This is a genomic window from Pandoraea faecigallinarum (assembly GCF_001029105.3).
Lineage (GTDB): Bacteria > Pseudomonadota > Gammaproteobacteria > Burkholderiales > Burkholderiaceae > Pandoraea > Pandoraea faecigallinarum.
This window is the reverse complement of sequence record NZ_CP011807.3, coordinates 1,065,742-1,078,905: the sequence shown is the minus strand read 5'-3', so window position 1 is coordinate 1,078,905 and position 13,164 is coordinate 1,065,742. Positions and strand designations below refer to the sequence as shown.

General features: G+C 65.3%; 11 protein-coding genes. 2 read left to right on the top strand and 9 right to left on the bottom strand.

Annotation, left to right across the window (positions count from 1 at the left end; genetic code table 11):
- Positions 1 to 71 precede the first annotated feature (71 nt).
- From mhpT to AB870_RS04840, 8 genes are all read right to left on the bottom strand, one after another.
- Entirely contained in the window at positions 72 to 1,328 is a 1,257-nt protein-coding gene (mhpT, locus tag AB870_RS04875) for a 3-(3-hydroxy-phenyl)propionate transporter MhpT (RefSeq protein ID WP_237170052.1), read from the bottom strand.
- A gap of 378 nt (positions 1,329 to 1,706) precedes the next feature.
- Positions 1,707 to 2,294 carry a MarR family winged helix-turn-helix transcriptional regulator gene (locus AB870_RS04870; protein ID WP_084663336.1) on the bottom strand — a complete coding sequence of 196 codons (588 nt, stop codon included), beginning with the start codon at positions 2,292 to 2,294 and terminating at the stop codon, positions 1,707 to 1,709.
- 176 nt (positions 2,295 to 2,470) lie between these two features.
- A complete protein-coding gene (locus tag AB870_RS04865) occupies positions 2,471 to 2,836 on the bottom strand; it encodes a response regulator (protein ID WP_047907150.1) in 366 nt (121 codons plus the stop codon).
- A gap of 47 nt (positions 2,837 to 2,883) precedes the next feature.
- The gene (locus tag AB870_RS04860) at positions 2,884 to 3,525 is read right to left on the bottom strand and encodes a chemotaxis protein CheX (RefSeq protein ID WP_053059570.1); all 642 of its coding nucleotides are present in this window, start codon (positions 3,523 to 3,525) and stop codon (positions 2,884 to 2,886) included.
- Positions 3,526 to 3,611: 86 nt separating this feature from the next.
- On the bottom strand, positions 3,612 to 4,217 hold the full coding sequence (locus tag AB870_RS04855) for a hypothetical protein (protein ID WP_047907149.1): 606 nt from the start codon (positions 4,215 to 4,217) through the stop codon (positions 3,612 to 3,614).
- Between the two features lie 26 nt (positions 4,218 to 4,243).
- On the bottom strand, positions 4,244 to 4,972 hold the full coding sequence (locus AB870_RS04850) for a methyl-accepting chemotaxis protein (protein WP_047907148.1): 729 nt from the start codon (positions 4,970 to 4,972) through the stop codon (positions 4,244 to 4,246).
- Between the two features lie 89 nt (positions 4,973 to 5,061).
- Positions 5,062 to 7,530 (bottom strand): MCP four helix bundle domain-containing protein, encoded by a 2,469-nt coding sequence (locus tag AB870_RS04845; protein WP_237170051.1) that lies wholly within the window; start codon positions 7,528 to 7,530, stop codon positions 5,062 to 5,064.
- Positions 7,531 to 7,708: 178 nt separating this feature from the next.
- On the bottom strand, positions 7,709 to 8,716 hold the full coding sequence (locus AB870_RS04840; protein ID WP_064674773.1) for a LysR family transcriptional regulator: 1,008 nt from the start codon (positions 8,714 to 8,716) through the stop codon (positions 7,709 to 7,711).
- A 124-nt stretch (positions 8,717 to 8,840) separates the two neighbouring features.
- Here AB870_RS04840 and AB870_RS04835 point away from each other — a divergent pair, with 124 nt between their 5' ends.
- Both AB870_RS04835 and AB870_RS04830 read left to right on the top strand, forming a co-directional pair.
- Positions 8,841 to 10,091, top strand: coding sequence for a flavin-dependent oxidoreductase (locus AB870_RS04835; protein WP_047907147.1), 1,251 nt, complete (start codon positions 8,841 to 8,843; stop codon positions 10,089 to 10,091).
- Between the two features lie 57 nt (positions 10,092 to 10,148).
- A complete protein-coding gene (locus AB870_RS04830) occupies positions 10,149 to 11,504 on the top strand; it encodes an MFS transporter (RefSeq protein WP_053059742.1) in 1,356 nt (451 codons plus the stop codon).
- Here AB870_RS04830 and AB870_RS04825 read toward each other — a convergent pair whose 3' ends face one another.
- The gene (locus AB870_RS04825) at positions 11,505 to 13,142 is read right to left on the bottom strand and encodes a gamma-glutamyltransferase family protein (protein WP_047907145.1); all 1,638 of its coding nucleotides are present in this window, start codon (positions 13,140 to 13,142) and stop codon (positions 11,505 to 11,507) included.
- Between the last annotated feature and the right edge of the window lie 22 nt (positions 13,143 to 13,164).

The window sequence follows — 13,164 nt, the reverse complement described above, 5'->3', positions numbered from 1 at the left end:
CATGCCATCCGTCGCGCGCAAGCGAAGCCGACCGGACCGCCGTCGAACATGACGACGGCGACGACGCAGGTTCAGTCAGCCGCGCGGGGACGACGGATCAGCATCAACGCGGCGAGCGCTGCGACGACGGTGACGGGAATGCTCGCGCCGATCACCACGGCCGCGCTGCTGCCCACGGCGAGCAACATGCCCGCCGCCAGCGGCCCGACAACCGAACCGATGCGACCGACCGCCACGGCGGCACCCACCCCGGTGCCGCGCATCGCCGTCGGGTAATAGGCGGCGGCCAGCGCGTAAAGCACCGATTGACCGCCGATGATGAACATGCCCGCGAAGAACGCGGCGGCGGCCAGCACGCCAAAGCCGTGCGCGGCGGCCAGCCCGACGAGCGACGCGATCATGCCGAGGTACATTCCGCCGATCACGAACGACATGCGGGCACGGTCCATCAGATAGCCCAGCACCAGCACGCCGACGGCGCTGCCCACGTTGAACAGGATTTGCACCCAACCGATCTCGCCGCGCGCCAGCCCTCGCGAGCCCATCAGCGACGGCAACCAGTTCAGCAGGAAGTACAGCACGATGAGCGTGCAGAAATAGGACACCCAGAGCTGTACGGTGGACATGCCGCGCCCCTGCGAGAACAGCACGGCGGACATCGGCGCGGGGGTGGCGCGCTGACCTTGCCGTGTCGCCGCCGCGAATGCGCGCGACTCGGGCAGGAACCACGCAAGCAACGGCAGCAGCAACAACGGACCGACGCCGCCGACATAGAAGATGTGACGCCAATCGGCATCGCTCACGGCCAGCATGCCGATCGCGGCAGCAATGCCCCCGCCGAGCGGAATCCCGCAATACATGATGCTCACGGCCGTGCCGCGCGAGCGTGGGGCCACCGCTTCGGACGACAGCGCGATCAGGTTCGGCATCGCCCCCCCTAGGCCGATACCGGTGAGCACCCGCACGATCACCAGCATCCAGAAGTCCGAGACGAACGCCGTGGCGATCGACAACACGCCGAATAACGCCGCCGAGAGCATGAGCACCCGCTTGCGGCCGATGCTGTCGGCCAGACGCCCGCCGACCATCGCCCCCGGCAGCAGACCGAACGTGCCCGCCGAGAACGCGATGCCCATTTGCGCAACGCTCAGCCCGAACTCCTTGGCCATGCCGCGCGCGGCGACCCCGACCGATTGCAGATCGAGCCCTTCGAGCAGTGCCACGGCGAAGCACAGCGCCAGGGTGAGCGCGACCGGACTGGCCGTGCTTCCCGCGCCGTCCGCCCCTATCGGCAACGCCTGAACGTTGCCTTCCCGATTCGATTCCATGGTGTCTCCTGTGATCTTCTTTATAAGTTTCGGTCGCCACCCTGCACGCTCGGCCGGCAGCCGGAACGACGTGCCCGAGCGCCCATATTTAATCAGGAAACCTGATATTAAAGACGAACGGGCCGCGCACGCGACAACGCTCCGGGAACGGGGTGTCGCGTTCGTCTTACCGGGTCACTGGAAGTCGGTCGCGCGTTTCTCGTGCGCACGTGCAAGACGGGCGACGGGGCGCGATCCGGTTAGCCGCCGGCTGGCATCGTGCGGTTACCGGCCGGGGTGACGGACTCCATTTAATATCAAGCAACCTGACAATACAAGCAATCGGCAGGTCAGGACAAACCCGGAGCGCGGGTGGGTCCCGCCGCTCAGTCTCGCAGCTCAGTCACGCAGATTGCGCACGAACATTTCGAGATGGCGCTGGATCGCCGCAGCGTCTTCGCGCGGCACACCGGCACGCATGCGCGCATCGATGTCCTTGGCGACCGCCTCGCATTGGGCAAGTACGCGACGACCTTCGTCCGTCAATTGCAGCAACACGATCCGGCCGTGATTCGGATCCGGCTCGCGCGTGATCCATTGGCGCGACGCCATGATGCTCACGACTTCGTTGGCGGACTGCGGGGTAATGAACGAGCGTTGCGCGAGCTGCGCGTTGGAGAGCTTGCCTCGCGCGTCCAGCACAGACAGCGCGGTGAACTGGGCCAGCGTGAGGCCGAGCGGCGCAAGCGCTTCGGACATGTGGCGGCGCAGCAAACGGTCGAGACTGGCGATGACGTACGTGAGCCGCAGCTTCGAGCGGCGAGGACGCGCGTCAGCGGATGCCTCTGCCGTGTCCTGATTCCCCTGCGCCCCCTGAGCCGAATACGCCGGATCGTCCCCCGACTCCGGCCCGGCGGCCCCGGGCGACACGGTGGCGCTCGCCGAAGCAGCGGCGACAGACTTCTTTTTCTGGGGTACGACGCTCATGATGGGTCAGCGAGAATGCGCAGATTTTCGCGTATTGCGGGAAAGTCAGCAGTGTAACGCCGCCACCGAACGGTGGCGATGGTCCGCCCCAGATTCATCCCATCGATGAGCCACGCTCCCGGCTGTGCCGCGGCGCCCCGGGCCCGGCGGCACAGCCGGCAGGCAAGCGGGTCGCGTCAACCGGCGAGCTTTCGGAACGTCTCGAGCACGGCGTCGCCCTTGAACGGCTTGACGATCCAGCCCTTCACGCCGGCGGCCTTGCCGCGCTCCTTCATCGCCGGGCTGCTTTCCGTGGTGAGCATCACCACATTGACGGACGTGTTCGCCAGTTCGCCACGAATCTTTTCGACCATCGTCAGGCCGTCCATGTTCGGCATGTTCACGTCGCTGATGACCAGACGCACGCCGGGGCTTGCCTTGACCTTGGCGAGACCGTCGCGACCGTCGACGGCCGTGTCCACGTCCAGGCCGTTCTTGCGCAGAAATCCGGCGACTTCGTCGCGCACGGTGCTCGAATCGTCGACCACGAGAATCTTCGACATGGTGTTGTCCTTGTGTGTGAGTGGAAATGTGTGGATGAGCCGGGATCTCAGAACAGTTCCAGCGCCCCGGTCTCGACTGGCTCGGCCACGCTCTGTGCCGCTTCGCGAAACGCTTCGGGCGACCAGTTCAGGCTGAAAACGAAATGCTGATGCAGCGTGACGATCCGCCCGGTCACCGGATCGGTCAGACGGTAGACGAAGCACAACTGCGGATTGTCGGTGCCGAAGGTAATGTACTTCTGCTTGTGGTTGATGAGCAGCGGCACCTGCACCTGCGTGCGATCGACGGCCAGCGGATCGCCCATGTAGCGGTTCTTGAATGCCCCCCAGACAAGGTTCGTCAGTTCGCCCAGCATGCCGTTGAGTTCGCGAAACCCCGCCTGCCCTTCGCAGCGGCCGGTGTGTTCGAGCAACTGCATGAACGGCACCTGCTCGGCCTGCATCATCATGTAGCCGCGGCACCATGCGCTCTCGAGCGGGATCAGACTGAACACCTCGCCGAAAATGATGCGATCGCGCACCACACCGGGCGAATCGCAGGTCACTTCGATGTCACCGAACAGGCCGCGAAACACGCCGTCGGTGATGTCGATCATGCCGCGAACGAGGGCTTCCGGATACTCGTGCTCGACGCTATCTTCGAGGATCAGGAACTGGCTGACCGACTCGCGGGGGGTGCTTCGGTTCATTGTCGTAATTTCCTAGGGCGTAATTCGTAAAATGCGATGGAAACGATATGGGCGATGGGGACGGTTTCGCGAGGCGGGCAAGGCCGTCAGAACAGTTCGAGTTCGCCGCCGCTGTCCTGCATCTCGCTGACCTCGGCATGGAAATCCAGCGGTGCGTGCGCACACACGCACAGCGTGGCGGCAAGACGCACCCCGCCGTCAAGCGCGATTTCCCACGACGCCAGATAATTCGGCTTGAGTTGCATGAGGTGCGGCACGCAGCGGGCGCTCAGCACATACGGCGTCGACATGCCCAGATCGGGGAAATCGCCCAGCAACGCCTGATTGATGGCACCGCAACATAGATTGCTGATTTCGAGAAACGCCTCACGGAACGACTTGTCCTGATCGTCGCCGACGAAGTACGACTTCGTGGCGTCGTCGTCGTCGAAATGCAGCAGGAGCAACAGGCGAAAGTCGATGCCCGAAATCGTGAGCACGACCACGTTCGCGTGGCGCGCCGCCAGATCGACACCGGTGCTCGCACTGCCGGCAGTATCGGCGACAGGTGACGGCGATGCATCGCCCGCCGCGCTCAGGTATGCGCCGAGCGGCACCATGTCGCATGCGGCGTCGGGCGAGCGGGCGAGCCGCGTGCGCGCTGCCTTGTGAAGAATGCGTTCGAAACTCTCGCGTGCGTGGGCGCTGATCACAACGAAACCTGTCGGGTGAGTCGGGCTTAATGGAGACGGGCGTGCAGTTGCTGCGCCAGCGCTTCGACGCTGGACAGCGACGCGGCGATCATCTTGCCGCCCGCCTGAATGTCCTGGAAGGTCGCGGTGGTCGTCACGTCGTTGCGATGCAGGCTGTCGCGATAACTCTTGGACAATTCTTCGGAGCGCGTGGCAAGGGCCCGCACTTCGCTCGCCACGATGCCGAAACCACGGCCCGCCGTGCCCGCACGTGCCGCTTCGATGGACGCATTGAGCGACACGATCAGCACATGGCGCACGATCGACGCCAGTTCGTGGTTCTTCGCGTGCATGTCCTGATTCTGCGTCATCAGCGAAATCATCTGTTCGTGCCAGCGCTCGAACGTGGCTGCCAGACCTCGCAGGCGCGCCGCCTCGCCGGCAATGCGCTGCGCTTCGCCCTGCCACATCGCCTTGGCTTCGAGGACCGACGCCTCGGACTTGAGCGCGGCCTGCAAGTCGTGCTCCGCCTGCGCGAGCCGCGCCTGCCATGCCGCAATGGCCTCGTCGTGCGCCTGCGTGAGTTCGTCCCGGCCCGCGACGGCCGCGCGCTCACGCGCCAGCGCCTGCGCCAATGCGTCGTCGTGCGTCTTCGTAAGCGCGCGCCAGTGGGCCGTGGCCCGTGCCATGCGCCAGCGGTGTACGACGACGCCTGCCGCGCCCGCGCTGACGACACCGGCAAGCGCGCCGATCACCAGCCATTGAACTGCTTCCATACATCCATCTCCGAAAGCGGCGCGGCGGCGGCAGACCGTCGAAGTCTGCGCCGCCTCGCCCCATCATGCTTTTGCCGGGGATCCGTGCGTCAGACCTTGCCGGTTTGGGACTGGCCGTCGTGCGACAGGCCGGGCATGTCCGCCCGGCTGCCCGCGCCGGCGTCCTGCGCCACACGCGGCACCACGGCGTCCAGCGCCGGCAGATCGACGGCGTCCGCCGCCACGCTGTTCAGATCGAAGCCATCCACGACAAGGTTGTCCGGCAGGCACACCACCGTCTGGAACTGGCGGAATTCCGCGCCTTTTCGCTCGTCGGTGAAACGCAGTTCGATACGGCCATGCTCGCGGCGCACGAAGTCCTGCACGGCGTCCATCCCGACACCGCGCCCCGAGACTTCGGTCACTTCCGATGCCGTGGAGAAGCCGGGACGGAAGATGAACTGCGCGATCTGTTCGTCCGTCACGTACGTCTCGGCCGTAATCCAGCCGCGTTGCACAGCGATACTGCGGATGCGGTGCAGCGCGAGACCGCGACCGTCGTCGGTCAGCGTGACCTGAAGCATGTTGTGATCCAGACCGACTTCGATATCGATCGTGCCCGCCGCCGGTTTGCCCTTGGCGCGACGCTCGTCCGCGCCTTCCAGTCCGTGGTCCATCGAGTTGCGCAGCAGGTGCATGAACACATCGCGCAGAATCCGCACGGCCGGCGCACGCAGGCGGTAACCGTTGTCGTCGATACGCACCACCGGCGCCGGCTTGCCGAGTTCGCGCGCGAGCGACGGCAACGAATCGAGCACAGCGCCCAGCGCTTCGCCCACGCCCTCGGTGCCGAGCAGGCGCAGCGTCTGATGTACGGCGTCACGCATGGCGACCAGTTGATGCAGGTCGTTCGGGTCGGCCGCTTCGAGCATGCGCAGGCTGGCGCGGATATGGGCACGATCGACGACCATCGACTGCTCGTCGGCCGCACGTCCGGGCCCCTTGCGGCCGAGACTGATTTCGTTGATGTACGCGTACGCGTCGACGGCTTCGCGTACCCGTTCGAGTTCGCGCATCATGCCGTCCTGATCCCACACGCGCGCCACGTCCGGCTGGCGCAACTCGTGATAGCTCTGCTCCGTCTCGTGCACGACGTTCGTCAGGTATTGCAGGTTGTACGTGCGCGCGTTGCCCTTGATCGTGTGCATGTTGCGGAACAACTCGGCAATGGCGGCGCTGTCGGCTTGCGAATGCTTGCGGATGATGCGTTCGTTCTCGCGAATGAAATCCGACGAGCTTTCGATGAAGTGGTGGAACTTTTCCTGACTCACTGCGAGAATTTCGCCGATCATCTCCAGCCGCTGCTTTTGCTCGTTGGCTTCCGCGGCGAGTTCGCGCAATTCGGTCACGTCGCGCACGCACAGCATCAGGCGCAGAATCGTGTCGCTCTCGTCGGTGATCGCGGACCACGTAAGATCGAGCTGCTTCACGCGACCGTCCGGCATGCGCTTGCCGATCTCGCCGACCAGCAGATGTTCGTTGAATGCGAAGTTGATGGCGTCCTGCCCGATACACGCGTCGATGGCCGCTTCGACCTGCGAGAGGGCATCGGAGCCCAGATCGCTCTGGCCGAAGACCAGCTCCATCACACCGCGTCCGGCAACGTCCTGCGTCTCGAAGATCGCTTCGAGGTAGGCCGAATACTCGCCGTGCACCTTCGAGCCGTCGACCACCGTCAGAATGCCCTGCTGCATGTTCTGCAACATTGCCTGAATGTCGGCCGTCTTCTGCTTGAGTTGCGCGGAGCGCTCCTGAATCTTCTCGATCATGCCGTTGAACGCCACGATGGAGTGCCCGATTTCGTCCATGCGGCCGACCGGCACGCGGCGGGTGAAGTCCTGGCTGTTCGCGATCTCGCTCATCATCGCCTGCATGCGCGAGAGCGGGCGCGTGATCTGCCGGTACAGCAGCGCCCCAATGGCGGTAAGCAGCACGATGGCCAGACCGGTCACGATGCCGATGGCGGTCGTGGTGGTCGCGAGTGTGTCGTTGAGGGTGGTGATCGCCGAGTCCTTCTGGCGGTTCTTCTCGACACGCAGCGTGTTGACCACGCCTTCGAGTTCGTCGCGATACTGCGCCACCATGGCGAAGAGGAACGCCTGCGCCATCTCCGTCTTGCCCGCCTGCTTGAGCTTGGCGGTGTCGTTGATCGCGTTGAAGTAGTTCTCGACGCTCTCGCGCGCCTGCGTCACCAGCCCCTTCTGGGCGTCGCCGGCGGCACCCTCGGCCTGACGCGCGAGCGACCGGTCGATCTCGCCATGCAGCTTCCGGAGATCGCCGAGCGCCTGCTCGACGACGGTGTCGTCCGGCGCGTAGACCAGCGTCATCGTGGCGATCTGCACCGCCTTGACTTGCGAGACGAGATCGGCGGAAGCGAGAGCGCTGGGTACCACGCCTTCCGTGACCTGACGAACTTTCTGAGCGCTGGCGCGTGTCTGATAGACGGCGTAGCCACCAATGATCGAGAGCGCGACGAACGTCAGGATCACCAATAGCGTAATTCGATGACGGATGGTCATTGCGTCATTTCCCCGGGTCGCACCGGCGCCCGGTGCCACGCGTGATTTGACGCAGTAGATCGGCCGCCGAATTAGTTTGTAGATTCCTCGTGCGACGTGATTATTGCGGGCGAACTGTGACGATTCGATGAACTAACGGAAGCTTCACGTTTCCTCGGCGGCGCGCTGCCCGCCCCAGTTAGCGCTCACGTCGGTGCTCGTCGGCCATCGCATCGATCCGTTGCAGCGACGCCGCCGCCAGATCCGTGAATTGCCGCCAGAGTTCGGGCTTGGCACGCCCGCGCTTGACGATGCGATGAAAGCCCAGCGTGACCTCGGGGTGAGTGAGCACCTCCCAACGTACCGCACGATGACGGCACGCGGGCAGCGCGAACGTTGGCATGATCGCCGTGCCGATGCCCGCCTCCGCCATGCCGATGAGCGTTTCGAAGCGGCGAAAGACGGTGCGCTTGTCGTCGCTGCTGCCGGGGCCGCCAGTGCCGCCGGAATGCGCCCGTTCGATGCGCGCCAGTTGCGTGTCCACCAGTTGCTGGATCGGATTGTCCGGTGGCAGCCCGATCAACGTTTCGTCACGCAATCCGCGCCACGACGTGCCGGTACGGTTGCCGTCCCCGCGGCTGTCCCTGGCGCGCGCCCCGTTTCCCGCCTGGCGGGCGTGCCGCCCGCCTGCCGCCGTGACCTTCATCAAACGAAACGATTGCAGCAATGTCCGCTCGATGCCGTGCGAGGCCTTCGTGAAAAAACCGAATCCGATATCGGCGTCGCCCTGCTCGACGAGCGCATGCACCTGCGCGATTTCCGCCTCGTGCAACCGCAGATCGACATCCGGGTGAGCACTCGCAAACGTGGCGAACCATTCGGGGATGAGATGCGACGACACGAGCGGCGTCGCCGCGATGCGCAGCGTCTTGCGCGACGCGCGCCCGGCGGCGGCGATCCGACTCGCCACGGCGTCCAGTTGCCCCACCGCCGCACTCGCCACCGGCAGCAGCGCATGGCCGGCTTCGGTGAGCGTCACGCTGCGTGTCGTGCGGTCGAACAGACGGCTGCCCAGTTGCGTCTCGATCTCGCGCATCATCACCGACAGGCCTGCCTGCGTGATATGAAGCCGCTCGGCGGCACGCGTGAAATTGCCCAGTGTGGCCACCAGCACGAATGCCTTGAGCTGGCGCAGTGAGAGGTTCATGGTTAAAACTCATAACTCGTCCATATCAATTCATATGATAGTCAAAATTCCCTAATGACTGACGACGCGCTTTAATGGTCGTCATTCAGAACCATTAGCGCATTGCCGCTCAGGAGACCCATTCATGTCCACATCCATCGATGTCGCCATCGTCGGCGCCGGTATCGGCGGTCTGACGCTTGCTCTGAGCCTGCATGACGCCGGCATCGCGTGCCGCGTGTATGAGGCCGTCTCCGAAATTCGACCGCTGGGCGTGGGCGTGAACATCCTGCCGCACGCCTCGCGCGTGCTCGACGGACTCGGCCTGAGCGCATCCCTGCGCGAGGTCGCGGTCACGACGCAGGAGTCGGCGTTCTTCAACCGTTTCGGTCAGCTCGTATATCGCGAGCCGGCCGGCGAGCACGCAGGTTATGCGTGGCCGCAGTTCTCGATCCATCGAGGCGACCTTCAGGGCGTGCTGCTCGCGGCGGTTCGTGAGCGCCTTGGCGATGACGCCGTGCTCGAAGGTCATCGTTGCACCGGCTTCTCGCAGGACGACGATGCCGTCACGGTATCGTTCGAGTCGCCGCAGGGCGAGGCGCTGCCACCGGTCACCGCACGCCTGCTCATCGCTGCCGACGGCATTCACTCGGTCGTGCGCAAGCAGTGCTATCCGTCCGAAGGTGCGCCGCGCTACTCGGGAGTGAACATGTGGCGCGGCAGCGTCGTGCTGCCGCCGTTCCTCACAGGGGCCTCGATGGTGCGCGCGGGCTGGCTGTCCGTCGGCAAGATGGTCATCTATCCGATTCGCAACAACGTCGACGCTCGGGGCAATCAACTGGTGAACTGGGTCGCGGAGATCGAAGCACCGCGGCCCGCGCGGCGCGACTGGAACGGCGTGGGACGTCTCGAAGACTTCTTCCCGGCGTTCGCGAACTGGCGCTTCGACTGGCTCGACGTGGCCGGCATGATCGAAGCGACCCAGACTATCCTCGAATATCCGATGGTCGATCAGGACCCTCTGCCGCGCTGGAGCTTCGGGCGTGTGACTCTGCTCGGCGACGCGGCACATCCGATGGTGCCGCGCGGCTCGAACGGCGCGGGCCAGGCCATTCTCGACGCCCCGTGTCTTGCCGCACAATTGCGCGATCACGGCCTCACACCCGCCGCGCTCGACGCGTACGAGCGCATTCGCGGCAAAGCGACCGCCGACGTGGTGCTGATGAACCGCAAGGCGCCGCCCGACGCGATCTTGCAGACGGTGCACGAACGCAGCGGCGACAAGCCGTTTGCCAGCATCGACGATGTCATCAGCGCAGCCGAACTCGCGGAGATCTCGAACCGCTACAAGAACGTTGCGGGGCTGAACCGCGACACGCTCAATGCCACGCACTGACGCGGCGCACGAATGCGACAGAGCCTCGCCAACGGGGCCGATCACGGAGACAGTGCCATGCCCATCCCAAGCATCGATCTGCGCGCGCTCATCGACGAGCGGCCCTTCGGTCGTTACCAGATTTTCGTCACGGCGCTGTGCGCCCTGATCGTGTTTCTCGACGGATTCGACACGCAGGCCATCGGCTACGTCGCGCCCGCCATCGTGCATGCCCTCGGTATCGAGCGCTCGGCGCTCAGTCCGGTTTTCTCGGCCAGCCTCGTGGGCCTGACGCTCGGCGCGCTCGCCGGCGGGCCGATGTCCGACCGCGTGGGACGCCGCCCCGTGCTGATTGCGGGCATGCTGATCTTCGGCGCGATGTCGCTCGCGACGGCCCTCGCGTCGTCCGTCACGCCGTTGCTGTTCCTGCGGCTCGTCACCGGTATCGGCCTTGGCTGCGTGATGCCCAACGCCATCGCCCTGACGGGCGAGTTCTCGCCCGAGCGCGTGCGCTCGACAGCCATCATGGTGATGTTCTGCGGTTTTTCCTTGGGTGCGGCACTGGGCGGGCTTGCCGCCGCCAGTCTGATTCGCGACTTCGGCTGGCAGTCGGTGTTCGTCGCCGGCGGTCTGTTGCCGCTGGCCGCCGCGCTGCTCGCGTGGCGCTGCCTGCCGGAATCGCCCCGCTTCCTGATCGTGCAGGCGAAGCACCCGGCGCGCCTGCGTGCGGTGCTGCGCAAGCTCGCCCCGGATCTGCCGGACGATGCGCGCATCGACAGCGGTGTCGACGTCCATGCGAGGCGACATGCGGGCGTGAGCGCGCTGTTCGCGGACAAACGTTCGCGTATTACCCTGTTGCTCTGGGTGATCTTCTTCATGAGCCTGTTGGATCTCTACTTCCTGTCGAGCTGGCTGCCCACGGTGATTCACGACGCGGGCATCGCCCTCGACACGGCGGCCATCATCACGTCGATGCTGCAAATCGGGGGCACGCTCGGCACGCTGACGCTGGGGCGCGTATTCGACCGCGTGCCGCCGTTCAGGGTACTCGGCGCGGTCTACCTGTGCGCGGCCGTCTGCATCGTGCTCGTGGGTCTCGCAGGGACTTCCGTACCGGTGTTGGCGGCGACGATCTTCGGCGCAGGGTTCTGCGTGATCGGTGCACAGATCGGCGCGAACGCGCTCGCGGCACGCACGTATCCCACGGCGATTCGCGGCACGGGCGTGGGGTGGGCGTTGGGCATCGGACGGATCGGCTCCATCGCCGGACCGATGGTCGGCGGCGTGCTGCTGGCCCTGCATTGGGACCCGCAGCACCTGTTCATGATCGCCGCCGTGCCGGTGTTCTTCGCCAGCGTGGCAGCCTTTGCGATCAGTGCGGGGGCGCGACGCGAAGCGCGTCACGCCGCCCACACGCCGGGCGAGATCGCCTGATCAGTATCCGGCGGCAAGGCCGTCGCGGCGGCTGTCGCTCGCGGCCACGTAGCCACGCTCCGGGTCGTTGCGATCCAGCCGCCAGATGTACTGCCCCGAGCCGAAGTCCATATACGGATCGTCGATGGACTTCAGCTGGTGGCCCAGTGCAACGAGTCCCTCGACCGTCTCGCGATTCATCGTCGACTCGATATCGACGGTGAAATCGCGATTGACCTTCCAGCGCGGCGCGTCGCAAGCCGCCTGCGGCTGCTGACCGTAGTCGAGCATGCGCACGATCGATTGCACGTGACCCTGCGGTTGCATGTCGCCGCCCATCACCCCGAAGCTCATCACGGCTTCGTGCCGGCCGTTGACCTTCTGCGTGAGGAATGCCGGAATAATTGTGTGGAACGGACGCTTGCCGCCCTCGACCACGTTGGCCGACTTCGGATCCATCGAGAAGCCGCAGCCGCGGTTTTGCAAGGCAATGCCGTAATCCGGCACCACGACGCCCGAGCCGAAGCCCATGTAATTGGACTGGATGAAGCTGACCATCATGCCCTGCTCGTCGGCCGCGCTCAGATAGATCGTGCCGCCGGACTTCGGCATGCCGAAGTCGAAGTGCGTCGCACGCGCCGGGTCGATCAGTTTGGCGCGCTCGCTCAGGTAACCGTCGTCGAGCATCTGCTCCGGCGTGACTTCCATCGAGCGCGGGTCCGCCACGTACTTGTACAGATCGGCGAAAGCCAGCTTCATCGCTTCAATCTGCAAGTGCTGCGAATGCACGCGATCCACTGCATGGCTGGAGACGTCGAACTTGTCGAGAATGCCCAGCGCGATCAGGGCGGCGATGCCCTGCCCGTTCGGCGGAATCTCGTGCACGGTGTAACCGCGATAGTCCTTCGAGATGGGTTTGACCCAATCGGCCCGATAGCGGCGCAGATCGTCGGTCGTCATGGCACCGCCATGCTCGACGTTCCACGCCGCGATGCGCTCGGCGATCTCGCCTTCGTAGAACGCACGCGGGCCCTCCCTGGCGAGCAGGCGCAGCGTTCGCGCGTGACCCGGCATGCGCATCATCTCGCTGGTCGTGGGCGCGCGGCCGTTCGGCATGAACGTTTGCGCGTAACCCGGCTGGTTCTTGAGTTCAGGCACGGCGGCGGCCCACTTGCGCGCGACGATATGGGCAACGGCATGACCACGTTCGGCGATCTCGATGGCCGGGGCCATCAGGTCCGCGAACGGCAGCTTGCCGAACTTGGTGTGCAGCGCTTCCCACCCGGCGATGACGCCGGGGACGGTCACCGTGTCGAGTCCCCGGACCGGTTGCCGGGCGATGCCATGCGCTTCGCCGTACTTCTTGCGGAAGTAGTCGACGTTCCACGCGCCGGGCGCCGTGCCCGACGCGTTCAGGCCGTGGACCTGCTTGCCGTCCCACACCAGTGCGAAGCAATCCCCGCCCAGCCCGTTGGAAACCGGCTCGACGATGGTCATGCACGCCGCGGCGGCAATCGCGGCATCGACGGCGTTGCCGCCCTGCCACAGAATGCGCAGACCGGCCTGCGCCGCGAGTGGGTGCGACGTCGATACGATGTTACGGGCGAACACCGGCAGGCGCGGCGTCGGGTACGGGTTTTGCCAGTTGAATTGCGTCATGGGAGTCGCTGCTGTCCTTTAT